The 26,189-nt window shown below is 63.8% G+C and carries 22 protein-coding genes; 14 read left to right on the forward strand and 8 right to left on the reverse strand.

Features of this window, described 5'->3' with window-relative positions; all coding sequences use genetic code 11:
- Positions 1 to 8: 8 nt before the first annotated feature.
- A complete protein-coding gene (locus LB536_RS00520) occupies positions 9 to 1,640 on the reverse strand; it encodes an acyl-CoA synthetase (RefSeq protein WP_224589698.1) in 1,632 nt (543 codons plus the stop codon).
- Between the two features lie 202 nt (positions 1,641 to 1,842).
- Here LB536_RS00520 and LB536_RS00525 point away from each other — a divergent pair, with 202 nt between their 5' ends.
- The 4 genes from LB536_RS00525 (at position 1,843) to LB536_RS00540 (ending at position 5,564) form a co-directional block, all read left to right on the forward strand.
- Positions 1,843 to 2,808 carry a sugar-binding transcriptional regulator gene (locus tag LB536_RS00525; RefSeq protein WP_224589699.1) on the forward strand — a complete coding sequence of 322 codons (966 nt, stop codon included), beginning with the start codon at positions 1,843 to 1,845 and terminating at the stop codon, positions 2,806 to 2,808.
- 82 nt (positions 2,809 to 2,890) lie between these two features.
- A complete protein-coding gene (locus LB536_RS00530) occupies positions 2,891 to 4,945 on the forward strand; it encodes a bifunctional aldolase/short-chain dehydrogenase (RefSeq protein WP_224589700.1) in 2,055 nt (684 codons plus the stop codon).
- Positions 4,946 to 5,031: 86 nt separating this feature from the next.
- Entirely contained in the window at positions 5,032 to 5,289 is a 258-nt protein-coding gene (locus LB536_RS00535; RefSeq protein ID WP_140757654.1) for a type II toxin-antitoxin system RelB/DinJ family antitoxin, read from the forward strand.
- 2 nt (positions 5,290 to 5,291) lie between these two features.
- Positions 5,292 to 5,564 (forward strand): type II toxin-antitoxin system YafQ family toxin, encoded by a 273-nt coding sequence (locus tag LB536_RS00540; protein WP_224589701.1) that lies wholly within the window; start codon positions 5,292 to 5,294, stop codon positions 5,562 to 5,564.
- A 92-nt stretch (positions 5,565 to 5,656) separates the two neighbouring features.
- Here the strand turns inward: LB536_RS00540 and LB536_RS00545 are convergent, their stop codons facing one another.
- The 3 genes from LB536_RS00545 to LB536_RS00555 form a co-directional block, all read right to left on the reverse strand.
- Positions 5,657 to 6,709: a substrate-binding domain-containing protein gene (locus tag LB536_RS00545; RefSeq protein ID WP_224589702.1), complete on the reverse strand. Its 1,053-nt coding sequence runs from the start codon at positions 6,707 to 6,709 to the stop codon at positions 5,657 to 5,659.
- Positions 6,710 to 6,758: 49 nt separating this feature from the next.
- On the reverse strand, positions 6,759 to 7,754 hold the full coding sequence (locus LB536_RS00550; protein ID WP_224590066.1) for an ABC transporter permease: 996 nt from the start codon (positions 7,752 to 7,754) through the stop codon (positions 6,759 to 6,761).
- Between the two features lie 81 nt (positions 7,755 to 7,835).
- Positions 7,836 to 9,347, reverse strand: a complete 1,512-nt coding sequence (locus LB536_RS00555; protein ID WP_224589703.1) for a sugar ABC transporter ATP-binding protein — start codon at positions 9,345 to 9,347, stop codon at positions 7,836 to 7,838.
- 137 nt (positions 9,348 to 9,484) lie between these two features.
- Here LB536_RS00555 and mtnK point away from each other — a divergent pair, with 137 nt between their 5' ends.
- Positions 9,485 to 10,759 carry an S-methyl-5-thioribose kinase gene (gene mtnK, locus LB536_RS00560; RefSeq protein WP_224589704.1) on the forward strand — a complete coding sequence of 425 codons (1,275 nt, stop codon included), beginning with the start codon at positions 9,485 to 9,487 and terminating at the stop codon, positions 10,757 to 10,759.
- Positions 10,756 to 11,850: an S-methyl-5-thioribose-1-phosphate isomerase gene (gene mtnA, locus LB536_RS00565; RefSeq protein WP_224589705.1), complete on the forward strand. Its 1,095-nt coding sequence runs from the start codon at positions 10,756 to 10,758 to the stop codon at positions 11,848 to 11,850. Before mtnK ends, mtnA begins: the two co-directional genes overlap by 4 nt.
- A gap of 11 nt (positions 11,851 to 11,861) precedes the next feature.
- On the opposite strand, the gene LB536_RS00570 is transcribed toward mtnA, so the two are convergent.
- From LB536_RS00570 to nanR, 4 genes are all read right to left on the reverse strand, one after another.
- Entirely contained in the window at positions 11,862 to 12,659 is a 798-nt protein-coding gene (locus LB536_RS00570; RefSeq protein ID WP_224589706.1) for a sugar phosphate isomerase/epimerase family protein, read from the reverse strand.
- Positions 12,660 to 12,713: 54 nt separating this feature from the next.
- The gene (locus LB536_RS00575; protein ID WP_224589707.1) at positions 12,714 to 13,559 is read right to left on the reverse strand and encodes a phosphogluconate dehydrogenase C-terminal domain-containing protein; all 846 of its coding nucleotides are present in this window, start codon (positions 13,557 to 13,559) and stop codon (positions 12,714 to 12,716) included.
- Between the two features lie 44 nt (positions 13,560 to 13,603).
- Entirely contained in the window at positions 13,604 to 14,896 is a 1,293-nt protein-coding gene (locus LB536_RS00580; protein ID WP_224589708.1) for a ribulose-bisphosphate carboxylase large subunit family protein, read from the reverse strand.
- 74 nt (positions 14,897 to 14,970) lie between these two features.
- Complete coding sequence (gene nanR, locus LB536_RS00585; RefSeq protein WP_263488777.1) at positions 14,971 to 15,684, reverse strand: transcriptional regulator NanR; 714 nt, start codon at positions 15,682 to 15,684, stop codon at positions 14,971 to 14,973.
- A gap of 351 nt (positions 15,685 to 16,035) precedes the next feature.
- Here nanR and LB536_RS00590 point away from each other — a divergent pair, with 351 nt between their 5' ends.
- The 8 genes from LB536_RS00590 (at position 16,036) to LB536_RS00625 (ending at position 26,187) form a co-directional block, all read left to right on the forward strand.
- Positions 16,036 to 17,058 carry an ABC transporter substrate-binding protein gene (locus LB536_RS00590; protein ID WP_224589710.1) on the forward strand — a complete coding sequence of 341 codons (1,023 nt, stop codon included), beginning with the start codon at positions 16,036 to 16,038 and terminating at the stop codon, positions 17,056 to 17,058.
- Positions 17,059 to 17,131: 73 nt separating this feature from the next.
- The gene (locus LB536_RS00595) at positions 17,132 to 19,606 is read left to right on the forward strand and encodes an ATP-binding cassette domain-containing protein (RefSeq protein ID WP_224589711.1); all 2,475 of its coding nucleotides are present in this window, start codon (positions 17,132 to 17,134) and stop codon (positions 19,604 to 19,606) included.
- On the forward strand, positions 19,603 to 20,637 hold the full coding sequence (locus tag LB536_RS00600) for an ABC transporter permease (RefSeq protein ID WP_224589712.1): 1,035 nt from the start codon (positions 19,603 to 19,605) through the stop codon (positions 20,635 to 20,637). The genes LB536_RS00595 and LB536_RS00600 overlap by 4 nt, the downstream gene beginning before the upstream one ends.
- 107 nt (positions 20,638 to 20,744) lie before the next feature.
- Positions 20,745 to 21,572: a phosphogluconate dehydrogenase C-terminal domain-containing protein gene (locus tag LB536_RS00605; protein WP_224589713.1), complete on the forward strand. Its 828-nt coding sequence runs from the start codon at positions 20,745 to 20,747 to the stop codon at positions 21,570 to 21,572.
- A gap of 262 nt (positions 21,573 to 21,834) precedes the next feature.
- Positions 21,835 to 22,776, forward strand: coding sequence for a D-ribose ABC transporter substrate-binding protein (locus LB536_RS00610; RefSeq protein ID WP_224589714.1), 942 nt, complete (start codon positions 21,835 to 21,837; stop codon positions 22,774 to 22,776).
- A gap of 143 nt (positions 22,777 to 22,919) precedes the next feature.
- Positions 22,920 to 23,582, forward strand: a complete 663-nt coding sequence (locus tag LB536_RS00615; protein ID WP_224589715.1) for a DUF2291 family protein — start codon at positions 22,920 to 22,922, stop codon at positions 23,580 to 23,582.
- Entirely contained in the window at positions 23,579 to 25,123 is a 1,545-nt protein-coding gene (locus LB536_RS00620) for a sugar ABC transporter ATP-binding protein (protein ID WP_140813068.1), read from the forward strand. Before LB536_RS00615 ends, LB536_RS00620 begins: the two co-directional genes overlap by 4 nt.
- Positions 25,123 to 26,187 (forward strand): ABC transporter permease, encoded by a 1,065-nt coding sequence (locus LB536_RS00625; RefSeq protein ID WP_224589716.1) that lies wholly within the window; start codon positions 25,123 to 25,125, stop codon positions 26,185 to 26,187. Before LB536_RS00620 ends, LB536_RS00625 begins: the two co-directional genes overlap by 1 nt.
- The last annotated feature ends 2 nt before the right edge of the window (positions 26,188 to 26,189 follow it).

A 26,189-nucleotide genomic window follows, 5' to 3' on the forward strand; every position in this document is an offset into this window, starting at 1 on the left:
GGACGGATTCAGGCGACCTTGGCCATTTCCCGCAGCCGGAATTTCTGGATCTTGCCGGTCGAGGTCTTCGGTATCTCGGCGAAGATCACCGCTTTCGGCACCTTGAAGCGGGCGAGCAGGCCGCGGCAGTGCTCGATGATCTCGGCCTCGCTCGCCTCCTTGCCCGGCTTCAGTTCGACATAGGCGACAGGCACCTCGCCCCATTTGTCGTCATGACGCGCGACGACGCCGCAGGAGGCGACGGCGGGATGCTTGTAGAGCGCGTCCTCGACCTCGATCGAGGAAATGTTCTCGCCGCCCGAGATGATGATGTCCTTGGAGCGGTCCTTGAGCTGGATGTAGCCGTCGGGATGCATGACGCCGAGATCGCCCGAGTGGAACCAGCCGCTGGCGAATGCCTCGTCCGTCGCCTTGCGGTTCTTCAGATAACCCTTCATGACGATGTTGCCCCGGAACATGACTTCGCCGATGGTCTCGCCGTCGGCGGGCGTTTCGGCCATGGTTTCGGGATCCATCACCGTCAGGCCTTCGAGCGCGGCATAGCGCACGCCCTGCCGTGCCTTCTTGCCCGCCCTCGCCCCTTTGTCGAGCGCGTCCCAAGCATTGTGCCATTCGTTGACCACGGCGGGACCATAGGTTTCGGTCAGACCGTAGAGATGGGTGACGGCAAAGCCGGCATCGGCCATGCCCGACAGCACCGCCTCCGGCGGCGGGGCGGCCGCCGTGTTGAAGGTGACCGTCTGCGCAAACGCGCGCTTGTCTTCCTCCCTGGCGTTGATCAGCACCGACATGACAACCGGCGCCCCGCACAGATGCGTGACGCCGTGGTCCGCGATGGCGTCATAGATCGGCTTCGGCCGCACCCAGCGCAGGCAGACATGCGTGCCGGCCTGGACGGCGAGCGTCCAGGGGAAGCACCAGCCGTTGCAATGGAACATCGGCAGCGTCCAGAGATAGACCGCGTGCTTGGCCATGCCGGCATGGATGGTGTTGGTGTAGGCCATCAGCGCAGCACCTCGGTGATGATAGACGACGCCCTTGGGATTGCCTGTCGTGCCCGACGTGTAGTTGAGCGAGATGGCGTCCCATTCGTCGTCGGGCATCGACCAGGCGAACTCCTCGTCGCCGCCAGCGACAAAATCCTCATAGTCCGACGTGCCGGCCCGCTCGCCTTTCGGATAAGCGGCGTAATCGGGATCGTCGTAATCGATGACCAGCGGCTTGACCTTGGCCAGACCGAGCGCCTCACGCACGACTCCGGAAAACTCGCGATCGACGATGAGCACCTTGGTCTCGGCGTGCTCGAGCTGGAAGGCGATGACCGCGGCGTCGAGGCGCGTGTTGAGCGAGTGCAGCACCGCCTTGGTCATCGGCACGCCGAAATGCGCCTCCAGCATCGGCGGCGTGTTCGACAGCATGACCGTCACCGTATCGCCCTTGCCGATGCCGTGCTTGTGCAGCGCCGAAGCGAGCTTCAGCGAGCGGCGCCAGAAATCACGATAGCTGATGCGCTGGCCGCCATGGATGATGGCAATGTGGTCGGGATAGGTTTTCGCCGCGCGCTCCAGATAGGTGAGCGGCGTCAGCGGCTGGTGGTTGGCGGCGTTCCTGTCGAGATCCTGTTCGTAGGGATTGGCCATCCCGTCCTCCCCAAAGTCTTTTCGAGCTTTCTAACCCCGGGCTCGTCGTCACGCTATCCCCCTGAAGGGCTGAGAATGCTATACTGCGCCGACTTGCTGGAATGGTGATCTCGATTGTGCCACGACGGCAGAAGATTCCTTCCTGTTCATCCGAATTTGACTTTTGTCGAGAGCCGTGACTAATGTCAGCCAAGGAGGCGGCATGGCGATCCGACCGGCAGAACAGCTCATCCACAAGGCGGCCTGGCTTTACTATGCCCATGGGCTTCGCCAGGACGAAGTGGCCAATCAGCTCAACATTTCACGCGCTTCCGTCGCCATGTATCTGCGCAAGGCGCGCGAGACGGGGATCGTCAACATCTCGACCTCGACGCAGCTCTTCACCGACGACGTCATGGCGCGCAGGCTGGAAGACGCCCTGAAGCTCGACGCCGTCTGGATCGCGCCGGAAAACGCTTATCTCGCCGACCCCTCGACCGATATCGCGGTGCTGGCGGCAAGCGTCTTCCTGGAACTGGTCAGGAAAGGCGACCGCATCGGGGTCGCCTGGGGCCGCACCGTCTACACGATCGCCGACATCATGTCCTATGCCGACCTGCAGGACGTCACCGTGGTGCAGCTCTGCGGCAATCTGGGAGCCCCCTATTCCTACCGACCCGACCAGTGCACCATGGAAATCGCGCGGCGGCTCAATGCCAAGGGCCTCAACTTCTACGCGCCTCTGGTGCTGTCGACCGAGGAACTGGCGCAAGGCCTGCGCGCCGAGCCGGTAATCCGCGACCAGCTTGCCGGGATCAGCGACTGCGATCTTGCGCTCTACTCCATCGGCGCGGTCGATGCCGACAGCCATCTGGTGAAGTGCGGCGCGCTGACGGCAGCCGAGATGGCGGCACTGCGCAGGGAAGGTGCCGCCGGTGTCATTGCCGGGCAGATCATCGACGCCGGTGGCGAGTTGCTCGACTGCAGCTACAACCGGCGGGTCATCTCGGCTGGGCTTGCCTCACTGCGCGTCATCGAGAAGCGGCTGATGGTCGTGCAGGAAGACAGTAAGTTCGAGCCGCTGCTCGCGGCCATCGCCGGCGGCCTCTGCACGCATCTGGTGGTCGGCGCACGCATGGCGCAGCGGCTGCTCGATCATGCCGGAACGTCAGCAGAAAAGGCATCCTGAAAACCAATCCTTTGCCGACGCATCGTCATCAAGGCGTCGTGCATTCCTGTTTCACCAAAGACAGCAACTGGACGAAGCGAACATGAAGAATTTGTGGAACGACGACACGGCCGAAAAACTCGTTGCCGACTATGCGAAGAAGGGCGTCGGCCGCGACCTGGCCTTGCGTGTCTACACGACGCGGCTTCTGGGCGGCGTGCCACAGCTGGTCCTGCATGGCGGCGGCAACACCTCCTGCAAGATCAAGGCGACCGACCTCGTCGGCGACGAGTGGGACGTGCTGTGCGTCAAGGGCAGCGGCTGGGACATGGCCGTCATCGAGCCGCAGGGCCTGCCCGCCGTCAAGACGGGCGCCCTGCTCAAGGCGCGCAGGCTGGACAGGCTTTCCGACGAGGACATGGTCGCCCTGCAGCGGGCAAACCTGATCGACCCCGCCTCGCCCAACCCTTCGGTCGAGACCCTGCTGCATGCGTTCCTGCCGCACAAATTCGTCGACCACACCCATTCGACCGCCATCCTGGCCATTGTCGACCAGGAAGACAGCAAGCCGCTGGTGGCAAAGGTGTTCGGAACAAAGATGGGCTACGTGCCCTACATCATGCCGGGCTTCGACCTCGCCAAGGCAGCGGCCGATGTCTTCGACGCCGACCCAACGGTAGAAGGCCTGATCCTCGACAAGCATGGCATCTTCACCTTCGGCGACGACGCCAGGCAAGCCTATAACCGGATGATCCACTATGTGAACGTCGCCGAGGACTATGTGGCCAAGCATGCCAAGCCCAAGGCTGCAAAGGCGGCATTGCCGGCAAGGCTCGCGTCACCGGCGGAGATCGCGCCGATGCTGCGCGGCGCTGTCGCGGCGCCACGCGGCGAAGGCCGCTTCGACCGCATGATCAGCGATTTCCGCACCTCGGACGCGATCGTCGATTTCATCAATTCGGCAGAGATCGCCGACTATGCCGGACGTGGCGTGTCGACGCCGGATCTGTCGATCCGCATCAAGACCGGGCCGATGGCCGTGCCTGCGCCCGATGCTGACAAAATCGGTGACTACAAGGCGGTGATCGAGAGCCATGTCGACGGCTTCGCCAGCGATTATCGCGCCTATTTCGAGACCAATGACGCGCTCGACGACGTCAAGCGCACCATGCTCGACCCGATGCCCCGGCTGACGCTGGTGCCGGGGCTCGGCATGTTCGGCCACGGCCGCACGCTGAAGGATGCCAGGATCGCATCGGACGTCGGCGAGATGTGGATCGAGGCAGTGCGCGGTGCGGAGGCGGTCGGGCGCTTCCACCCATTGTCCAAGGCCGACCTGTTCCCGCTCGAATACTGGTCGCTTGAACAGGCCAAGCTCGCTTCCAACAAGCCGAAGCCGCTGACCGGACAGGTGGTGCTGATCACCGGCGGCGCCGGCGCGATCGGTGCGGCGACGGCAAAACTATTCGCCGACAATGGCGCTCATGCCGTCGTCGTCGATCTCGACGCCGAAAAGGCCGCTGACGCCGCCAGGAAGGCCGGCAACAATTCGATCGGCGTTGGCGCCGACATCACCGACCCGGCTCAGATGCGCGCCGCCTTCGACAAGGCGGTGGCCGTGTTCGGCGGCGTCGACATATTGGTGTCCAATGCGGGTGCTGCCTGGGAAGGCCGCATCGGCGAGCTTGACGATGCGCTGCTGCGCAAGAGCTTCGAGCTCAATTTCTTCGCCCACCAGTCGGCGGCGCAGAACGCCGTGCGCATCATGCTCGAACAGGGCACCGGCGGCGCTCTCCTGTTCAACACCTCCAAGCAGGCGGTCAACCCCGGTCCGAAATTCGGCGCCTATGGCGTGCCGAAAGCGGCGACGCTGTTCCTGTCCAGGCAATACGCGCTCGACTACGGCGCCCATGGCATCCGTTCGAACGCCGTCAACGCCGACCGCATCCGCTCCGGGCTGTTGACCGACGCGATGATCGCCAGCCGCTCGGGCGCGCGCGGCGTATCGGAGAAGGAATACATGTCCGGCAATCTGCTCGGCCAGGAAGTGACGGCGCAGGATGTGGCACAGGCCTTCCTGCATCACGCCCTGGCCGACCGGACCACCGCCGATGTGACCACGGTCGACGGCGGCAACATTGCCGCGGCGCTGCGATAGGCTTGCTGCCTGAACGTTCGCAGCGATCCGCTTGTAAGAGTTGCGAATCGTAGCTACATTGTGGCTCAACATGAAGGAGCCACGATATGGCAACGGATTCAGTGGTCCGCGCTCGCATCGACAGCGCTACGAAAGATCAGGCAACGGAGGCCTTGGCAGCCATGGGCTTGTCGGTCTCAGATGCCATTCGCCTGCTTCTGGTGCGCGTCGCCGCCGACAAGGAATTCCCTTTCCCCGTGAAAGTGCCGAACGCCACCACTCAAAAGGCCATGGCCGAGTTGGAAAAAGGCAAAGGCAAGCGCTTTGCCTCGGCTGATGAGTTGTTCAAGGATTTGGGAATCTAAGCGTGCCAGTGCCCATTCACTCCGGGCAATTTCGCCGGGACGTGAAGCGTATGGAAAAACGTGGCAAGAACCTGGGCAAGTTGCGCGATCTGTTAGGCCTGCTCATCGCCGGACATGAACTGCCGGCGATGTATAAGGATCATCCTCTGAAAGGGGATTGGGAAGGCTTTCGTGACGCGCATATCGAACCAGACTGGCTCCTGATCTACCGCGTTGTCGGCGACGAATTGCAGCTTGCTCGTACCGGTTCGCATTCCGACCTGTTCAACGAGTGAACGTCATCGAAAAAGCCGCCCGCAGCGATTTGCTGCAGGGCGGCTTTCATTTCGTCTCAACTCAGCAACCAGCAAGAGTTTTGTGCCGAAAGCTACTTCGCGTTCGGGTTCGGCATCCAGGCAGGCATGGCGACATCGGCATGGGCGAACTGCGGCAGCTTGGCCGACAGGTCTTCCATGTTCTTGATGTCCTTGTCGATCAGCTCCTTCTGGGTGATCAGCGTCGGCGGCACGATGACGTTGTGGCCGGGATCTTCGCCGGCGAGCAGTTGCGCCAGGGCGCGCACCGAGACCTGGCCGACGACGGCCGGGTTGGTCGCCGCGGTCGCCGCCCACGCACTGTCAGGCTCGCGCATCGCCGCGATGTCGGACGTCGAAATGTCGGCCGAATAGATCTTGATCTTCTTGTTCAGGCTCGCTTCGTCGACGGCGATCTTCACGCCCTTGGCGAATTCGTCATAAGGGGCGAACATCACGTTGATGTCGGGGTGCGCCGACAGCACCGAGCGCGCCTGGTTGGCGACCGAGTTGGCGATCGGATTGTCGAGCGTGCCAAACATGGCGGCTTCCTTGATGCCGGCATATTTCTTCTTCACGTCGATCCAGGTTTCGTTTCGGCGGTCGAGCGGCGCGATGCCGGCGACGTAGACATAGCCGGCGTTCCAGCTGTCGCCATTGTCCTTGACCGCCTGCTCGAGGGCCAGACGCGCCAGGTCCTTGTCCGACTGTTCGATCTGCGGGATCTTGGGGTTTTCGACATTGACGTCGAATGCCACCACCTTGATGCCGGCGTCGACGGCGCGCTGGGCGGCATCCTTCATCGATTCCGTCAGGCCGTGCTGGATGATGATGCCCTGCACGCCGAGCGCGATGGCCTGGTCGACCATGTCGGACTGAAGGGCGGCGTCCTGGCGGCTGTCGAGCACGCGCAGGTCGATGCCGAGCGCCTTCGACTGCGCCTCGACGCCCGACAGGTAGGCCTGGAAGAAGTCGCCGGTCGAGAGATAGCGCACCAGCGCGATCTTGACGCCGGGCTTGTCGAATGGCGCCGGCTTGTCCGCGGCCAATGCCGGGACCTGCATCAGCATGGTTGCGCCGGCCAGCCCGAGCGCCACCTTCCCCAGAAGTCTTCTTGTGATGTTCACCTTGTTTTCCTCCACTTTTGTTGATCCCAAAATCCTATCCGGCCGAATGCTAGCTCCTGCCCCTGCCCGAAAGGGCAAAGGTGAAGACAAGGGCGACGACCAGAACCACGCCCTTGACGAAATCCTGCGTGTAGTAAGGCGCGTTCATCATCGTCAGGCCTTGCAGCAAGATGCCGACAAACAGCGCGCCGACGGCGGTGCCGAAGGCGTTCGGCTTGGCGGCGCCGAGCACCGCGTAACCGATCAGCGCCGCGGCAACCGCATCGAGCAGCAGATTATTACCCGAGGCGATGTCGCCGCGTCCGAGCCGGGCGGCGAGCAAAATGCCGCCGATCGAGGCAAAAACTCCTGAAATAACGTAGGCCCAGATCTTGTATGCCTTGACAGGCGCACCGGCGAGTTCGGCGGCGCGCTCATTGGAGCCAACGGCATACATCATGCGGCCGAAGCGGGTGTATTCGAGGAAGAACCAGATCAGCGCGGCCAGCACCAGAAGCACGACGACCGACACCGGAATGAGGTTCGGGATGAAGAAGTCGAAGCGGTGGCGGCCGAGCGCCAGGAAGGCATCGGAGAACTTGCCGTTGGCGACCGAGCCGTCGGGCATGGTCATGCCGGTGGCGATCGAGCGGCCCTCGGTGGGGATGCGTTGGAGGCCGACGAGCAGGAACATCATGCCGAGCGTCGCCAGCAGGTCCGGCACGCGCATGTAGACGATCAGCCAACCGTTGATCAGGCCGACAATGGCGCCGATCAAAAGGCAGACGACGACCGCAGCGAACGCGTTTTGCTCCAGCACCACCATGACATAGGCCGCCGCCATCATGGCCGAGGTCGCGACCGAACCGATCGACAGATCGAAGCCGCCGACCACCAGAGTGGCGGTAACGCCGAGCGCCAGCACGCCGGTGATGGCGACCGACTGGAAGATGAAGACGGCGCTTTGCGGCGAGACGAACCCGTCGGCGGCGATCGCGAAATAAGCGACCAATCCGAACAACAGCACTATGAACCCATAGCGGATGGCGTAGTCGCGCAGCGTCATTGCGCGCACCCCGGCGCCGCTGCCGTTTTTACCCAACTCCAACCCATGGTCTCTCCATTCCAATTCCATCGGCCGCCACGCTCAGGCAGCGCTGTGCAGCCGTCCGCCGGCGACCTCGGCCAGCAGACGGTCGAGATCGACATCTGCGTTGCGGTGTTCGCCGACGATTGTATGCTCCGACATCACCAGGATGCGGTCGGCCGTCTCCAGCGCTTCGTCGAGTTCGGTGACGAACAAAAGCGTGGCGCGGCCATTGGCGCTTGCCCGCAGCTTGGCAGCGATATCGCGCCGGGCCGAAATGTCGACGCCCTGGAACGGCTCGTCGAGGATGAACAGCGCGGCATTCTGGGCCATCCAGCGGGCGACCATCACCTTCTGCTGATTGCCGCCGGACAAGGCCGACATCTCATCCTTCTCGGAGCGGCAGACGATGCCGAGTTGCTCGATCTGCTGGCGCGCGGTGGCACGTTCGAGGCGGCGTTTGAGGACACTTAGACTGGACATCCGCCTGAGGAAGGGCAGGCTGACATTGCGCTCTATGTTGAAGCCGCCGATGATGCCGCTGGTGGCGCGATCCTTGGCGACGAGGAACACGCCGGCGGCGATCGCGTCGCCCGCCGAGCGCGGCGCGTAAGGCTTGCCGTTCATTGTCATGGTGCCGGCGAGCGGTCGGCGCACACCGAACAGCGTCTCGGCAAGAGCGGTCTTGCCGACACCGACGAGACCGGTGATGGCGACGACTTCGCCATCACCAAGCGTCAGCGAGATCGGCCGGGCACCCTGTGCGATGCGCAGCCCTTCGACGCTCAGGACCGCCCTGGCTGAACTCCTGGCGACGATCCGGTCGAGATGGATCTTGCGGCCGAGCATGGCGTTGACCGCGCCTTCATAGTCGAGCGGCTTGGTGTCGAAGGCGCCAGAGACGACACCGTCGCGCATCGAGACGATGCGGTCGGCGAGCCGCCTGATGTCCGACATGCGGTGCGAGATATAGAGGATCGCCACGCCTTGCTCGCGCAGCCGGTCGACCAGCGCGAACAGCCTGTCGGCTTCGGCGCTGGAGAGCGACGAGGTCGGCTCATCGAGGATCAGCACCTTCGGCTGATGGGCGAGCGCTCGGGCAATCGCCACCATCTGGCGATCGGCGAGCGAAAGGTCGCTGACGCGGGCCTTGAGATCAATGGCCAGCCCCATGCGGTCTGCGACTACCTTGGCCTCACGGCGCACGCGAGCGGGATTGAACAGGGTCGGCGCGCCTTTGCCGCTCAGCCTGTCGAGGGTGAGATTGGTGGCGACATCGAGGTCGGCGACGACGCCGTCATTGATGTTCTGGTGTACGGTGACGACGCCGGCGCGGATCGCTTCCGCCGGCGTGTTCGGCGCGAAATCCTGCCCGGCGAGCGTCATGGTGCCGCCGCCACGCTCGTAGACGCCGCTGACGATCTTGACGAGGGTGGATTTGCCGGCGCCGTTGGCGCCCATCAGCACGGTCACTTCACCGGCATGGAGGTCCAGCGCGATGCCGCCAAGCACCTCGTTGCGGCCAAAGGATTTCCTCAGTCCCTCTACGCGGAACACGGCATTGCCGACCATGCGTTCCTCCCTGACCATGACGCTATGGTCAATGTCGTCAATTGTCAACACGATTGACAATTGCCAGATAGCTTCCTAGCTTGGCCTCGCCGCTAGGGCTCCCTTATGATCGGAGCACATCGGCGGGAGGGACAAGGATGACTGGGAAATTGCCGTTCGAAGCATTGTCGGTGGAGACCCTCGCAACACGTCTCGGTATGAACGAAGCGCTGTGCGCGAAGATCGGCAAGGATGCTAGCGCCTGGAAGGTCCGCGAGGTCGGGGACGGCAATCTGAACCTGGTGTTCATCGTCGAAGGTGCCAGTGGCGGTGCCATCGTCAAGCAAGCCCTCCCCTATGTCCGCCTCGTCGGCGACAGCTGGCCGCTGCCGCTCAAACGCTCCTTCTTCGAGTATCACGCGCTGACCCGCCAGGAGGCGCGCGCGCCGGGCTCGGTGCCGGCGATCCACTACTTCGACGAAGTTCAGGCGCTGATCATCATGGAGTATCTGGCGCCGCCACACATCATTCTGAGGCGCGCCCTGATCGACGGTCGCCAATTGCCCAACATTGCCAGGGATATCGGCCTGTTCATGGCCCGCACGCTGTTTCGCGGTTCCGATCTGTCGATGGCGACCAAGGATCGCAAGGCGGACCTGGCGTTGTTCGCCGACAATGTCGAACTTTGCGACATCACCGAGAACCTGGTGTTCTCAGACCCCTATTTCGACGCCAAGATGAACCGCCACAACAGTCCGCAGCTCGACGGGCTGGTGGCCGAACTGCGGGCCGACCGTGACCTCAAGGTGGAGGCGCAGCGGCTGAAGCAGATCTTCGCCGCCAATGCCGAGACGCTGCTGCATGGCGACCTGCATTCCGGCTCGATCATGGTCACGGACCAGGAAACGCGGATGATCGATCCGGAGTTCGCCTTCTACGGTCCGATGGCGTTCGATGTCGGCATGCTGCTTGCCAATTTCTGGATGTCGTTCTTCTCGCAACGCGGGCATGAGCAGAAGGGCAAGCGCGACGCCATGCGCGCCTATCTGCTCGATGTCGTCGTCGAGACATGGGCGGTGTTCCGCGCCGAGTTCTCGCATCTGTGGCGCACCGAGCGCACAGGCATGCTCTATCAAAAGAGCCTGTTCGAGGATCAGGGCGACAGGCTGGGCGCCGAGCAGGCGCTCGATAATGTCCTGCACCAGATCTGGGACGATCTGCTCGGTTTTGCCGGCATCGAGGTGCACAGGCGCATCCTCGGCCTCGCCCACAATGCCGACTTCGAGACCATTGCCGATGAAGATCTGCGCGCCAGTTGTGAGGCGAAGGCGCTGAAATTCGGTCGTCACATCGCCGTCAACCGGCGCCAGATTCACAGCATCGACGAGGTCAACACACTGGCCGCGCTGATCGAACGGGAGAACAGCATTTGAACGTCGGCGACCGCCACTATCGGACCATCTGGCTCAGCGACGACGGCCGCTCGGTGGAGATCATCGACCAGCGCTGGCTGCCGCATGAATTCCGCATCGAGAAGCTCGGCACGGTCGCCGACATCGCCACCGCGATCCGCGACATGTGGGTGCGCGGCGCACCGTTGATCGGGGTCACCGCGGCCTATGGCGTCGCCATGCAGATGGCGCATGATCCGTCCGACGAAGCGCTCGACACTGTGTGGGAAACTCTGCACGAGACACGGCCGACGGCGATCAACCTGCGCTGGGCTCTGGACGAGATGCGGCGTTTCCTGCGACCGCTGCCGGCCGGACAACGCGCAGCGGCCGCCTATCGGCGCGCCAGTGAAATCGCCGACGAGGATGTCGGGCTGAACCGCGCCATCGGCGAGAATGGCCTTGAAATCATCAAGGCGATCGCGGCGCGCAAGCAGCCGGGCGAGCCAGTCAACATCCTCACCCACTGCAATGCCGGCTGGCTGGCGACAGTCGACTACGGCACAGCGACTTCACCGATCTACCTCGCTGTCGAAGCCGGCATTCCCGTCCATGTCTATGTCGATGAAACACGGCCGCGCAACCAGGGCGCCCAGCTAACCGCCTGGGAGATGGCGGGCCACGGCGTGCCGCACACGCTGATCGTCGACAATGCCGGCGGCCATCTGATGCAGCGTGGCGCGATCGACATGGTCATCGTCGGCACCGACCGCACGACAGCCGATGGCGATGTCTGCAACAAGATCGGCACCTATCTGAAGGCGCTCGCCGCCGCCGACAATGACGTGCCGTTCTACGTCGCGCTGCCCTCTCCCACCATCGACTGGACGGTGGGCGACGGCCTCGCCGAGATCCCGATCGAGGAGCGCTCGGGCGACGAGGTGTCGCTGGTCTGGGGCAAGACCGCCAAGGGCGAGATCGCCCAGGTGCGTGTGTCGCCCGAAGCGACGCCGGCAAGGAACCCCGCCTTCGACGTGACGCCGGCTCGGCTGGTGACCGGACTGATCACCGAGCGCGGCATCGCCAAGGCTTCGCGCGAAGGGCTGAAGGCGATGTTCCCCGAACGCGGATAATCGGGACGCGCTCAGAACTCGACGTCCGGGATCTCCAACGCGTTCACGAAATCCAGGGAGCGCCGCAAGGCGCCGCGAATGGCGGCGATGTCGACGGGCGTGTCGCGTCGCTCAGGATCACGGCGTCCCGGGCGCTCCAATCGCAACGGCAGTTCGATGCTGACCGGCAGCATCGCGGGAAGCATCGCCCAATAGGCTTCATAGCCGACAGAGCCGTCGCCGATGGCGCAGAACGCCCATCCTGCCCCGGTGCTGACGACATCCTTCAGATGAGCATGGCCGACCATGTCGATGGCATCGGCGATATCTTGCGACGGCTGCATCGTCTCGCCGCTGTAGGTGAAAATGTTGCCGGCGTCGTGGTTCAGGCGGATGTGCGGCGATCCGATGGCGCGGATGAAGCTTGCCCCTGATCGCGCGCTGCCGAGCAGATCGCCGCAGCCATGTCCGGGGTTCTCGAGCGCCAGAACGATGTCAGCCTGTTCCAGCCTCGGCAGAACGGCATCGATCGTCGTGCGGATCGCCGCGCTGTCCGTCATCGGGCCGGCATTGGTGATCAGGAAGGATGCGCCAAGGCCGGCGGCAAAGCCGATACGCCGGGACAACGCCTCGATGGCATCGGGTCCCGACAGGTCGAGATGAGCCGACACGGCATTGATGCCAAGCCCGGCATGTTTCGCCGTCCGGCGCAACCGCGACGCGTTCGCGTCGGCAAACATGCCTTCATCGAAATCGACATAGCCGCGAATGAAGGCCGGCTCGACATGGGCAGCACCCACAGCGGCAATCTCTTCGACGGCCAAGTCCATGGAGTAGCCGTCGAAGAGCGCGGTCGATACCGATATGATCCGCGAAGGCAGGGCTCAGGCCCCCTTGCCGTAGACGATCAATTCGGAGGCTTCCTTCACCTTGGCCGGCGACAGCGCTTCGCGCCAGTCGTCGCGGACCACGACGCCCTTGGCGAACCGCATCAAGCGCAGCGCCGCGTCGGACGGCACTTTCGGCGAGAAGCCGAACCACATGGCGATCTCGACGTTCAAATGGCCGATCAGAAAATCGAGCGCGGCCTGCCTGGGAATACCGTATTTGCGCTCGCACTCCTCGACCGCCTCGACCATGGTGTCGACGAAAGGCATGGCGACCATTTCGGACAGGCCGGGCTCCAGGATCGCCAGTTGTTCGACCGTGACGCGGTGGCTGTCGATGATCGGCGACCACATCGCCCTGCACACTTCCTCGCCAAGCGCGTAGTGCTCTTCGGGACCTTGCATCAGGGCGCAGACGATCGATTGCCTGGCAATGCCGCCATGATAGTCGCGACGCGCGGCCCACTCCGTTTCGTCGCCGAACAAGGGTGGATGGCAGGGGTGGCCGACGAAATAAGTGAGGTCCGGCCGGTCCTTCGGCAGGTCGCCGGCATAGGGTGCGGCCGCATCCAGAACGAGGATCATGGTGCCCTTGGCAAGCATGGGCGAGATCTGCCGCGTCACCTGGCCGATGATGTTGTCCGGCAAAGCCATCACCACGACCTTGGCGCCGGGAATACCCTCCTCCATGGCGATGGCGGCGATGCCTGATTCAGCCAATCGTTTGCGGCCTGCCTCGCCGACCTCCACGGCACGGACACCATAGCCAGCGCCGATCAGCTTTCCGGTTACGCGGAAGCCCATTTTCCCGCCGGCTCCAAGCACCGCTACCGATATCGTCATTTGCTCTTCTCCCATTTCATCTTGATGGCGCGGTTGGCGCAGGTTCAGCCGAACGCCCGCAGCGCGGCCTCGAGGTCCGGATGCGTGGCGGCATGGTCGCGCGCGGGAATGCCGGCCGCCGCGGCTTCGAAGGCATCATGCAGGCTTCGAACGCCCGCGGCCGGTCCGCCGGGATGCGCCATGATCCCGCCGCCGCAGCAATAGATGAAATCGTTCGAGCCGAGCCTTTCGTAGGTCTCGCCCGCCTGCATCGCTGTCTGTCCAGACGAAAACACCGGCATGACCGTATCGGGGCGGTCAGCCCGTCCGAACATCGGAGTCAGGCAGGCATGGGCCGAGGCCATCACCGATCCGTCGGGTTCGCAGAATTTGTTGGACAGCCCGTTGACGTGCATCTGGTCGATGCCTGCCAGGCGCCAGAATTTCTGGTACGCGATATAGCTCATGCCCAGATCAGGGGAACGGCTGAAGAGGCCCCAGCCTGCCCGGTGGCCGTGTAGCGCAACGCCGGAATGACGACGCATCTCGACGACACCCGACAGGCCGACGGAATTCAGGACAAGCATGGCGCAGGTGCCGCCACGGCGCTCGATGAGATCCAGCTGGCGGCGCATGGCGTCGATGTCGCCGGAAATGTTGGCAGCATACATGACCTTGCGGCCGGTTCTGTCCGCGTGCCTGTCTATGACAGCCATGACCGCCTCGAACCGCTGTTCAAACGGCGAATGCGGGGGATCTCCCATCAGTTCGTCGTCCTTGATGAAATCGAGACCGGCGGCGATCAGCGTGTCGGCAAGGGTCGCCGTCTCTTCGGGCGTAAGGCCAACGCTCGGCTTGACGATCGTGCCGATCAGCGGGCGTCCCTCGACTCCCGTCAGGCGACGCGTCCCTTCGACGGCGAAAGCCGGTCCCGGATAGGCATCCGCGAAGGCATCGGGAAAGGCGACGTCGAGCAGGCGCATGGCCGAGAAATGATGCAGCTCGAACAGATTGCCGAGGACCGTCGACCAGACCGAAGCCAGCACGGTGCCTGTATTCTCGATGTTCCAGGAAAGACCCACCTTGGCCCGTCGCGGCTTGGCGGCGGCATTCTTGGGCGAACGCGAAAACGGCAGCGCCTCGCCGTCAACCTCGACAACATCCTCGATGAATTCGACGCGCGCTCCGAACCGGCGCAACAGTTCCGGCGTTTCCCCGGGTATGGCACGGAACGTCCCGCTCGACTGCTCGCCCGCCATCGCGGCCGCTGCAATCTCCGACGGGTAGCGGGTTTCGATCAGGTAGGTAGCGCGGAGGCGACCGGTCAATGCAGGTTTCCCGGCTGGAATGAACTTCATGGCAGCGAGCGATAACACCAAAAAGACATCATGTCATCACATGAGTTTTCTTGATCAAAAAATTTTGGGCGCTGTCAGCCCCCGCCGCCATCGGCCAGTTTCGAATAAAGTTCATTGGCACGGCCGATATGGTCGGCCATGGCGGCGCTCGCGCCTTCCGCATCGCCGCTGGCGACTGCCTTGTATATCCGTTCGTGCTCCTCGACCGTCAGGCGCTCGGCGCCTTTCACGGCGACGAGATCGCGCTTGAAGCGGGACAGCCATTCGAGCATGCCTTTGGCTACGGCAGCGATCATCGAATTGCCGCTCATCTCCGCTATGACGGCGTGGAATTCCATGTCGGCAGTGACAAATCGTGCCTGGTCGCCCTTTGCGTCGCGCAAGTGACGCAAGGTCTCGGCAAGCCGTTCGAGGCTCTTGGCGGTGGCGCGTCGCGTGGCTATCCGGACCAGCCCTGTTTCCAGCAAGAGCCTGACTTCCTTGAGTTCTTCGAGACCACGAGAGTTCGTCGCCAGCATCATGACCATTGCCGCGGAGACCTGGTCGACGATCACTTCGGGCGTCGGATTGATGACACGCGCACGTTCGCCGTGCGAGATCCTGATGAGCCCCATCTGCTGCAGCGTCAGCATCGCTTCCCTGATCGACGGCCGCCCGACGCCGATCATCGCCATCAGTTCCTTTTCCGACGGCAATTGGGAACCGGGCGGGAATTCGGACGTCGAGATCGCCGCCATCAGCCGGTCGAGCACCTCGACATACAACTTCTTCTTCTGGACCGGTTCCATCCGCATCTCCCCTGATCGTTCCCAGGCATAATCGATCCCGAGTCGCACCGACAGGCAAGGGCCCAGCAATTGACATTACATATATGATGACCTAACGTCCAGCCATAGCCAACGTCGATGCGCCCCATAGCGGCAAACATGGCTGCCGGGACGGACAGCTCACCTGGCAAGGGTGACACAGAAGAACCCGGCGGGCCGGCTTCGCTCCCGTCGACGCAATCAAATGAGGTTCCGACCGGCTTGTCTATTTGGTATGCTGGTATAACATGTAGCTGGTATGGTGTCTTTCGGAAGAGACACGGAATGACGGACGAGCCGATCAGGTCGGCCGGTTTTTTGGGAGGAGAAATCATGAAGTTTTCAATTGGGGCGGCGCTTGCCGGCGCCGCGCTCGCCAGTGTTTCGGTCTTGCCGGCGATGGCGTCGCCGGACGCACCGGTAATCGCGCTCGCCAACGCCTATTACGGCAACACCTGGCGGCATCAGATGGTGGAGGCTTTCGAGGCCTCGGCCAAGGAAGCCAAGGCCGTCGGTCAGATCGCCGACTACATCGTCATGAACGGTGACGGCTCGGTGGCGCAACAGAACAGCCAGATCGCCGAACTCATCCTCAAGAAGGTCGACGTGCTCGCCGTCGACGCCGCCTCGGAGACCGCGGTCAACGGCATCATCGAAAAGGCCTGCAAGGCCGGCATCATCGTCGTTTCCTTCGATTCGGTTGCTTCGGCGCCCTGCAATTACCAGCTCAACTTCGACTTCAAGGGCTACAAGGCGGCCCAGGCCGAAGCCGTCTTCAAGATGATCGGCGGCAAGGGCAACGTCATCCAGGTGCGCGGCGTGAAGGGCTCGGCGCCCGACAACGACATGTTCAACGCGCAGCAGTCGGTGCTGGCGAAATATCCCGACATCAAGGTTGTCGCCACCGTCTATGGCCAGGCGACCGCCTCGGTCGCGCAAGCGGCGATCGCCAACGTCCTGCCCTCGCTGCCGCATGTCGACGCCGTGCTCGGCCAGGGCGGCAGCGACGATGTCGGCATTGCCCAGGCCTTCGTCCAATATGGCGGCGATTATGCCGGCAAGATGCCGATCATCGAAGGCGGCGGCGGCACCGACTTCGTCAAATGGTGGGCCGACGAGAATGCCAAGAACGGCTACCAGACGGTCTCGATGAACACCACACCGGGCATTGGCGGCGCCGCACTCTGGCTCGGCCTTTCGCTGCTCAAGGGCGGCAAGGCACCGAAGCTGATGATCATGCCGGTAGCGACCGTCGATGCCAACAATCTCAAGGAGTATGCGAAGCTGCCGGGCGGCCAGATCATCAGCCCCAGCTATTCGCTCGACTGGGTCAAGCAGAACCTGCTCAGCAAGTAAGGCTGCCATTGCCAGGGACCGGACGCAGCCAAACGCCGCGCCCGGTCCTTGTCCGTAAAGAAACGGAGGACGAATGTCCCATCTCGCCGTAGCCAGTCCGGAAGGCGCAGCCGCTACGATGCCCGACATCAGGCCCAACGTCGTCTCGCTGTCGCAGATCACCAAGAGTTTCGGCCCGACGTTGGCGAATGCGCAGATCGACCTCGCCGTCTCGGCCGGCGAAATCATCGGCCTGGTCGGCGGCAACGGCGCCGGCAAGTCGACGCTGATGCGTATCCTGTGTGGGGCGACGTCGCCGATCCTCGGCTCGATTTCGTTCGCCGGACAGGGCGTGAGCTTCGCCGACTACGACACGGCGGAGGCGCAAAGGCGCGGCATCCGCATGGTGCATCAGGAACTGTCGCTGTGCGCCAATCTTTCCGTCGCCGAGAATTTCTTCCTGGAGACGCCCGGCGAAGCGACCAACCGGCCGGGCTGGCGCGCACTCTACCGGACCCGCGCCCGCGCGGCGCTGGACGCCGTCTTTCCCGCCAACGGCATCGATGTGAATGCCGAAGTCGGCCACCTTTCCATCGCCGAGCGGCAGATGGTCGAGATCGCGCGCGCCGCCGCAACGCCCGACGTCAGGTTGATCGTGCTCGACGAGCCGACCTCCTCGCTCGACCTCGACCGCTCCAGGCAGTTGCGGACCTTCATCCGCGAGCGAGCCAGATACGGCCTCGCCTTCATCTTCATCAGCCACAAGCTGCAGGAAATCATCGACATCACCACGCAGGTGATGGTGCTGCGCAACGGACGTACCGCCTGGCGCGGAGATGTCGCCGACACCTCGATCGGCCAACTTGTGCACCTCATGGGCGGCGACGCCAATTCAATCCACCAGCACAGCGCCGCCGCCGCCAGCAGCGGCGAGGCGCTGGTCAAATTGTCCGGCTCCCTGACCGCCGGCCTCGGCCGCGACATCGCGATCGGCCGCGGCGAGATCATCGGACTGGCGGGGCTCGAGGGCAGCGGCCAGAAGGAGTTGCTGCACGCCATCTTCGAGCCGGTTTCCACCAGGGGAACCGCGGTCACCAGGAGCGGCGATGCCGGTTTCATTGCCGGCGACCGCCAGAAGGAAGGCGTGTTCCCGCTGTGGAGCGTGCTTGGAAACATCAGCATCGGCAGCCTTGCCCGCCGTCCGGCACTGGGGCTGGTTTCGGAACGCGCCAGCCGCAAGGCGGCGGCCGATGCGGCCGGCCGGCTGCGGCTCGACGACAATCGCTTCGGCTCCAATATCCTCGAACTCAGCGGCGGCAACCAGCAGAAGGCGCTGGTCGCCCGCGCCCTCGTCGCCGACACGCCGATCCTGCTGCTCGACGATCCGACGCGCGGCGTCGACATCGCCACCAAGCAGGACTTCTACAAGCTCTGCAACGAGATCGCGCGCAGCGGGCGCACACTGGTCTGGCACACGACCGAAGATGCCGAGCTTTTGGCCTGCGACCGCGTGCTGGTGTTTTCGGGCGGGCGCATCGTCAAGGAATTGAGCGGCGAGGCGATCACGGAATCGGCCGTCGTCGGCGCATCCTTCACCCAGCAGGCGGACACCCGCGTCGGCGCGGGACATGGCGCCGCCAGCGCCGGGCTTGCCCGCCGCTTGGTCAACGCGGCTCCCTTCATCGGCCTCGCCGCCGTGCTGGCGGTGATGATCTCGGCCAACCCGGCGGTCGCCTCGATCTTCGGGCTCGACCTGCTGTTGATGCCGGCGCTGTCGCTGGTGCTGGTGACGGCGGCGCAGATGTTCGTCGTCGGCGGCAGCGAGATCGATCTCGGCGTCGGCGCCTTTGCCGGTCTCGTCAGCGTGCTCTCCGCCACGCTGCTCTACGATCAGCCATGGCTCGGCGGGCTGGCGCTGGCGGCGGCGGTCGCCGCCTATGCCGGGCTCGGCGGCCTGATCCAGGCACGCAAGATCCCGGCCATCGTCGTCACGCTCGGCGCCTCCTTCATCTGGATGGGACTAGGCTACGCGCTGCAGCCGACACCTGGCGGCGCCAGCCCCGAATGGTTGTCGGCGATGTTCAGCTGGTCGCTTGGCTTCCTGCCCACCTCCGTCATCCTCATCGCCGCGGTCGCACTGATGGTGTTGGTGATCGACCGGCTGCCGCTCGGCGTGGTGCTGCGCGGCTTCGGCAACAATCCGACCGCCATGATCCGCTCCGGCTGGTCGCCGACGCGCTATGCGCTGGTGCGCTACCTCGTCGCCGGACTGTTCGCGGCTGCCGCCGGCCTGTCGCTGACGGCGATCAACACGGCAAGCGACATCAATTCCGGCAACTCGTTCACGCTGCTCAGCGTTGCCGCCGTGGTCATGGGCGGCTGCTCGCTGCTGGGCGGCGTCATTTCGCCGATCGGCGCCATCGCCGGCGCGGTCACGCTGGCCTTGATCGGCGCCCTGCTCGGCACGCTGAACGTGAGCAGCGACTTCAACGCGGCAACGCAAGGGCTGATCCTCATCGCCCTGCTGACGCTGCGCAGCCTGACCGCAGACCGCAGGAGCGAACAATGAACGGCCTCGCCGCCTTCAGCCTCTGGGCGCAGAAGAACCGCTGGGTCTGGTCGGCGATCGGCGTGCTTGTGCTTTGGCTGGTGCTCTCGGTGGTCACCAACCGCTTCAGCCTCTCCAGCCTGTCGGGCATCATGCTGTCGGCCTCGTTCCTGACCGTCGTCGGCATCGGCCAGATGTTCGTCGTCACCACCGGGCGCGGCAATATCGACCTTTCGGTGGCGTCGGTGATCACGCTCAGCGCCTTCGTGGCGCTGCTCACCATCAAGGGCCAGGACGCCAACCTTGCCATCGGCGTGGGTGCGGCGATCCTGCTCGGCCTCGCGGTCGGCGGCTTGAATTCGCTGCTCGTCGTCGGGCTGAACATACCGGCCATCATCGCCACGCTGGCGACAGGCTACGTTCTCGCGACCGCGACACTGCTATCGAACCGCGCCATATCGGGTTTTGCCGTCAGCCCGCTGCTGAAGACGCTAGCGACAGGCCGCGTCTCCGGCATGCCGATCATGGCCATCATCGCCATCGTTGGCGTGGCCGCGACCGCCTTCGTGCTGCGCTACACGGTGTTCGGACAATTGCTGTCGGCGGTCGGCCAGAACCGCACCGCCGCGCGGCTGGCGGCGATCCGCAACAACCGGGTCATAGCTTCGGCGTTCATTATCTCGTCGGTGCTGGCTTCGCTCAACGGGCTGCTGCTCGGCGCCTATATAGGCGGCGCCTTCCTCGAAATGGGCCAGCCCTATCTCTTGCAGTCGATTGCCGCGGTGGTGCTGGGCGGCACGCTGATCTTCGGCGGCTCGGCGAGCGCCGTCGGCACGCTGTTCGCCAGCATCCTTTTGATCCTCATCGTCACCACCATGCAGATCGTCGGTCTGCCGCCGGGTGCGCAAGACATCGTGCAAGGCATCGTCGTCATTTTCGTTCTGGCGCTGGCCGGCCGGCAGGTGCTGTCGCGTCGAGCCGCCGTCGACCGCGCCGACGACGACGGCACCGTGAAATCCGAGCCAAGCGCGGCGGCAGGCCGACCGGAATGACGAGCGGATGATGATTTCTCTTGCCAAGTTGTGGTAGAGTGATCATACCAGTGGATAAGGTGACGATCGGCAACGCCATCGTCCACGACCAGGGGAGCAAGGGCTAGATGACGACGATTGCGCTGTTCGGTGCCGGCGGGAAAATGGGCTACCGCCTTTCGACCAATTTCCGCGGCTCGCCCTACACGATCCGCCATGTCGAGGTCAGCGAGGCCGGGCGTGATCGACTGAAGACCGGACTGGGCTTCGACACGGTCAGCGCCGACGAGGCGCTGAAAGGCGCCGACGTGGTGATCCTGGCCGTGCCGGACACCCATATCGGCAAGGTCGCGACAAGCATCGAGAGCAAGCTCGCGCCGGGCACGATGGTCATCGTGCTCGACGCGGCCGCACCGTTTGCCGGCCATTTGCCCGATCGTCCCGACCTGACCTACTTCGTCACCCATCCCTGCCATCCGCCGATCTTCAACGACGAGACCGACATGGCGGCCAAGAAGGATTATTTCGGTGGTGTCAAGGCCAAGCAGCACATGGTCAGCGCCCTGATGCAGGGACCGGAAGCCGACTACGCCAAGGGCGAGGCCATCGCCAAGATCATCTGGGCGCCGGTAATGCGCTCGCACCGCGTTTCCGTCGAACAGATGGCGCTGCTCGAGCCAGGTCTTTCGGAAACCGTATGCGCTTCGCTGCTGGTCGTCATGAAGGAAGCGGTCGACGAGGTCGTGGCGCGTGGCGTCGACCAGCAGGCGGCGCTCGATTTCCTGCTTGGCCACATGAACGTGCTCGGCGCCGTCATCTTCGGCGAAACCAAGGGCGTGTTCTCGGACGCCTGCAACAAGGCGATAAAATTCGGCAAGCCGGTGCTGATGCGCGACGACTGGAAGCGCGTCTTCGAGCCGGAAGAGATCGCGGCCAGCATTCAACGGATCACTTGAGTGCCTCAGGTACAGATCACCTGAATTTGTGATTGACTCATCATACCAGTTGGCTAAGCTAATCTTCGCTCGGATCAATCACGCTTCGCCGGCAGTTCGAAGCTGAAACGGGTGGAGGATGGCGGGGAACAGGAACTTGCTTTGGCGGAGCCGACCGACGGCTTGAGCCCAGGCGTTCCGCAACCTTCACAGCCTGACGGATTCAAACGCGGACAGTGGCCTCGATCGATCGAGACACAGACTTTTCAAACGGGAGGACTTCATGAAACTGACACGCAGAATGACGCTTGCGGCTTTCGCCGGCGTGCTGGCACTCGGCACGGCGATGCCCGCCTACGCGGCGGACCTCATCGCCATCATCACGCCATCGCACGACAATCCGTTCTTCAAGGCCGAAGCCGTCGGCGCCGAGGCCAAAGCCAAGGAACTCGGCTACGAGGCGCTGGTGCTGGTGCATGACGACGATGCCAACAAGCAGTCCGAACTGATCGACACCGCGATCGGCCGCGGCGCCAAGGCGATCATCCTCGACAATGCCGGCGCCGACGCCACCGTCGCCGCCGTGCAGAAGGCCAAGGACGCCGGTATTCCCTCTTTCCTGATCGACCGCGAGATCAACGCCACCGGCGTCGCCGTGGCGCAGATCGTCTCCAACAACTACCAAGGCGCCCAGCTGGGCGCGCAGGAATTCGTCAAGCTGATGGGCGAGAAGGGCAATTTCGTCGAGCTGGTCGGCAAGGAATCCGACACCAATGCCGGCATCCGCTCCAAGGGCTATCACGACGTCATCGACGACTATCCGGACCTGAAGATAGTCGCGCAGCAGTCGGCCAACTGGAGCCAGACCGAGGCCTATTCCAAGATGGAATCGATCCTGCAGGCCAATCCCGACATCAAGGGCGTCATCTCCGGCAACGACACGATGGCGATGGGCGCCTATGCCGCGCTCGCCGCCGCGAACCGCAAGGATGTCATCGTCGTCGGCTTCGACGGATCGAACGACGTGCGCGATTCCATCACCTCGGGCGGCATCAAGGCGACGGTGCTGCAGCCTGCCTATGCCCAGGCGCAGATGGCGGTCGAACAGGCCAACGACTTCATCAAGAACAAGAAGTCGCCCGAGAAGGAGAAGCAGCTGATGGACTGCGTGCTCGTCAACGGCGACAATGCCGCCAAGCTGGAAACCTTCGCGTTGAAGAACTGAGCCGACGCAAAATAACAGGGAGGGGCGGACCCGTGTTCGCCCCTCGCCCAGTTTTGTTTTGACGCAATTCCGCACGGAAAACCGCTTCACACTTTTCCTGGAATTGCTCCAGTTCCACGTTCCGGGTGATTTTTTTGACCGCCATGCCGAACAGATTGACCTGGCTGACCCCTTTCACTTGGCTGACGCTTGTCGCCCTCGCCGGCATCGGTCTCAGCGCCTGCAAGATCCTGCCGACGTCGTCGGCACAGGAGGAAAGCAAGGCGCCCACCTTCAACCCGGACAAGATGGTCGAGGAAATCTGGGCCTCGAAGGTCATCCCCTATCTCGGGCAGAAAGCCGGGCCGTTCGCCGAGGTCCATGCGCTGGCGAAGACGGATCCGGCGGCGGCCGGCGCCAAATATGGCAATCCCAGGAAGCAGGCGAATTCGCCATGGACCTTCGCGGTGCGCGTCGAGGGCAAGATCGTCGCCGCCAACACGCAGTCGCGCGCGGCAACGATGGACATCGACGTGGACGGCGACGGCAAGGCCGATGCGCGCGTCCAGATCGGGCCGGCGATGCGTGGCACCGCACTGCGCGACAGCCTCGATTTCGTCCAGTTCAACGACTTCACCAACCAGATCGACTTCGCGCAGTTCGGCAAGGCCTTCAATGCCTATGCCGACAAGACCGTGCTGTCCAAACTGCCGCGCGAGGCACTTGAAGGTCGCACCGCCAAGGTGATCGGCGCCTACACGATCGAAGGCGGCCAGGACCTGCCGCTGGTGACGCCGGCGGAGGCCGAGATCGGGCCGAAGCCATGAGCATGGCAGCCGCTCACGAGGTCATCCTCAAGCTCGAGGACGTCTCGAAGGTCTATGCCGGCACGGTGGCGGTCAAGCAGGCCAACTTCGAGGTGCGCAGGGGTGCGGTCAACGTGCTGGTCGGTGAAAACGGCGCCGGCAAGTCGACGCTAATGAAGATCATCGCCGGCGTCGAGCAGCCGACCGCCGGCCGCATCCTGCTCGAAGGCGAAGAGGTTTCCTTCTCCTCGTCGGGAGATGCGGTGGCGCGCGGCATCGGCATGGTGTTCCAGGAGCTGAACCTGTTCGGCAACATGACCGTGGCCGAGAACATCTTCGCCACACGCGAAATCACCAACCGGCTGGGCAAGATCGACCGCAAGGAGCAGGAAAAACGAGCGGGCGAATTCCTCGACCGGCTCGAAGCCGGCATCCGGCCAGACATGCTGGTCGAGGACCTGCGCATCGGCCAGCAGCAGCTGGTCGAGATCGCCAAGGCGGTTTCGCTCGACGCCAAGATCCTGATCATGGACGAGCCGACCTCGGCGCTGAGCGCGGCGGAAGTCGAAATCCTGTTCAAGGTGATCGCCGACCTCAAGGCGCGCGGCGTCGCCATCGTCTACATCTCGCACCGGCTGGAAGAACTGATCCGCATCGGCGACACCGTCACCGTACTGCGCGACGGCCGTATCACCGGCCAGGAGGCAATGAGGAACGTCGACACGCAGTGGATCGTGCGGCAGATGATCGGCTCGGATGCCAAGGATTTCGCCAAGGCCGACGGCCATCAGCCCGGCGAGGAGATCTTCCGCGCCGAGGAGATCTGCCTGCCGCGCGTCACCGGCGGACTGGCGGTCGACCATGTCTCGCTGTCGCTGCGCGCCGGCGAAATCCTTGGGATATATGGGCTGATGGGCGCCGGGCGCAGCGAGCTGTTCGACTGCATCATGGGTCGCCACGGCCATGCCAGCGGCAAGATCTTCATCGCCGGCAAACAGGTGAAGGAGCGCGACACGACGCGCCGCATCCAGCGCGGGCTGGCACTGATACCGGAGGACCGCCAGCGCGAAGGGCTGGTGTCGATCCTCTCGGTCGCCAGCAATTTGACGCTGGCAAGCCTGTCGCGCTTCGTCAGCCTGTTTCATATCCGCGGCGCCGCCGAGCGGCAGGCCGTCGTGCAGATGGTGCGGGAACTGGCGATCAAGGTCGCCGACCCGGCGCAGGAAGTGTCGTCGCTGTCGGGCGGCAACCAGCAGAAGGTGGTGATCGGCAAGGCGTTGCTGACCGAACCGAAAGTCCTGTTGATGGACGAACCCAGCCGCGGCATCGATGTCGGCGCCAAGGCCGACGTCTTCCGCACCATGCGCAAACTTTCACGTGACGGGCTCGGCATCCTGTTCGCCACCTCCGATCTCGACGAGGTGATGGCACTGTCCGACCGCATCGCGGTGATGAGCAATGGCAGACTGACCGGCATGTTCGATCGCGCCGAGGCGACGGAAGCGGCGATCGTCGCGGCGTCGGCGCTGGGTCACGGACCGGCACATGGAGAGCAACGCTGATGACTGACATTCCGGCCAAGGCGGCCGCTCCTTCCGCCTCCAGCGGTTCCGCGCTGCTGACGCTGATGAAGCTCAGGACCTTCATCGCGCTGATCGCGGTTCTGGTGTTCTTCTCGATCGCCGCGCCGAACTTCCTCTCGGCCGCCAATCTGATCCTGATGGCCAAGCACGTGGCGCTCAACGCCTTCCTTGCCATGGGCATGACCTTCGTCATCATCACCGGCGGCATCGACCTTTCGGTCGGATCGATCGTCGGCCTGTGCGGCATGGTGGCCGGCTATCTCGTGCTCAACGGCATCGACCTGCAGATCGGCTACACCGTCTATTTCAACGTCTTCGAGATCATCCTGATCACGCTTCTGGTCGGCATAGCAATCGGCGCGGTCAACGGGCTGCTGATCACAAGGCTCAACGTCGCGCCCTTCATCGCCACGCTCGGCGTGCTCTATGTCGCCCGCGGTTTCGCGCTGCTGTCCTCCGACGGCCGCACGTTCCCCAACCTCGTCGGCAAGCCGGAACTCGGCACCACCGGCTTCGGCTTCCTCGGCGCCGGCCGGCTGCTCGGCCTGCCGGTGTCGATCTGGATCCTGATCGTGGTGGCGCTGGGGGCTGCCTATCTCGCGCGCTACACGCCGCTCGGCCGCCACATCTTCGCCGTCGGCGGCAATGAACGCGCGGCGCGCATCTCGGGCGTGCGTGTCAACATGGTCAAGATGTTCGTCTACATGTTCTCCGGCTTCTGCGCCGCGATCGTCGGGCTGATCATCTCGTCCGAGCTGATGGCCTCGCATCCGGCGACCGGCGAGAGCTTCGAATTGAATGCGATCGCCGCAGCGGTGCTCGGCGGCACCTCGATGTCGGGCGGACGCGGCACGATCGGCGGCACCATCGTCGGCGCCTTCGTCATCGGCATCCTGTCGGACGGGCTGGTGATGATGGGCGTGAGTTCCTTCTGGCAGATGGTGATCAAGGGCCTGGTCATCATCGTCGCCGTCGTCGTCGACCAGGCGCAGCGCCGGCTCCAGCAACGCGTTACCCTGATGCAGATGGCGAAGGCGGGTTGAGC

It is taken from the genome of Mesorhizobium sp. ES1-3 (assembly GCF_020164795.1).
Taxonomy (GTDB): domain Bacteria; phylum Pseudomonadota; class Alphaproteobacteria; order Rhizobiales; family Rhizobiaceae; genus Mesorhizobium.

Coding starts and splice junctions, on each gene's coding strand:
- LB536_RS00600 (WP_224589712.1), top strand. CDS start 19,603: ATGAACGGCCTCGCCGCCTTCAGCCTCTGGGCGCAGAAGAACCGCTGG.
- LB536_RS00605 (WP_224589713.1), top strand. CDS start 20,745: ATGACGACGATTGCGCTGTTCGGTGCCGGCGGGAAAATGGGCTACCGC.
- LB536_RS00525 (WP_224589699.1), top strand. CDS start 1,843: ATGGCGATCCGACCGGCAGAACAGCTCATCCACAAGGCGGCCTGGCTT.
- LB536_RS00625 (WP_224589716.1), top strand. CDS start 25,123: ATGACTGACATTCCGGCCAAGGCGGCCGCTCCTTCCGCCTCCAGCGGT.
- LB536_RS00580 (WP_224589708.1), bottom strand. CDS start 14,896: ATGAAGTTCATTCCAGCCGGGAAACCTGCATTGACCGGTCGCCTCCGC.
- LB536_RS00595 (WP_224589711.1), top strand. CDS start 17,132: ATGTCCCATCTCGCCGTAGCCAGTCCGGAAGGCGCAGCCGCTACGATG.
- LB536_RS00620 (WP_140813068.1), top strand. CDS start 23,579: ATGAGCATGGCAGCCGCTCACGAGGTCATCCTCAAGCTCGAGGACGTC.
- LB536_RS00575 (WP_224589707.1), bottom strand. CDS start 13,559: ATGACGATATCGGTAGCGGTGCTTGGAGCCGGCGGGAAAATGGGCTTC.
- LB536_RS00615 (WP_224589715.1), top strand. CDS start 22,920: ATGCCGAACAGATTGACCTGGCTGACCCCTTTCACTTGGCTGACGCTT.
- mtnK (WP_224589704.1), top strand. CDS start 9,485: ATGACTGGGAAATTGCCGTTCGAAGCATTGTCGGTGGAGACCCTCGCA.
- LB536_RS00535 (WP_140757654.1), top strand. CDS start 5,032: ATGGCAACGGATTCAGTGGTCCGCGCTCGCATCGACAGCGCTACGAAA.
- LB536_RS00520 (WP_224589698.1), bottom strand. CDS start 1,640: ATGGCCAATCCCTACGAACAGGATCTCGACAGGAACGCCGCCAACCAC.
- LB536_RS00530 (WP_224589700.1), top strand. CDS start 2,891: ATGAAGAATTTGTGGAACGACGACACGGCCGAAAAACTCGTTGCCGAC.
- LB536_RS00590 (WP_224589710.1), top strand. CDS start 16,036: ATGAAGTTTTCAATTGGGGCGGCGCTTGCCGGCGCCGCGCTCGCCAGT.
- LB536_RS00610 (WP_224589714.1), top strand. CDS start 21,835: ATGAAACTGACACGCAGAATGACGCTTGCGGCTTTCGCCGGCGTGCTG.
- LB536_RS00555 (WP_224589703.1), bottom strand. CDS start 9,347: ATGGTCGGCAATGCCGTGTTCCGCGTAGAGGGACTGAGGAAATCCTTT.
- LB536_RS00550 (WP_224590066.1), bottom strand. CDS start 7,754: ATGACGCTGCGCGACTACGCCATCCGCTATGGGTTCATAGTGCTGTTG.
- LB536_RS00570 (WP_224589706.1), bottom strand. CDS start 12,659: ATGGACTTGGCCGTCGAAGAGATTGCCGCTGTGGGTGCTGCCCATGTC.
- nanR (WP_263488777.1), bottom strand. CDS start 15,684: ATGGAACCGGTCCAGAAGAAGAAGTTGTATGTCGAGGTGCTCGACCGG.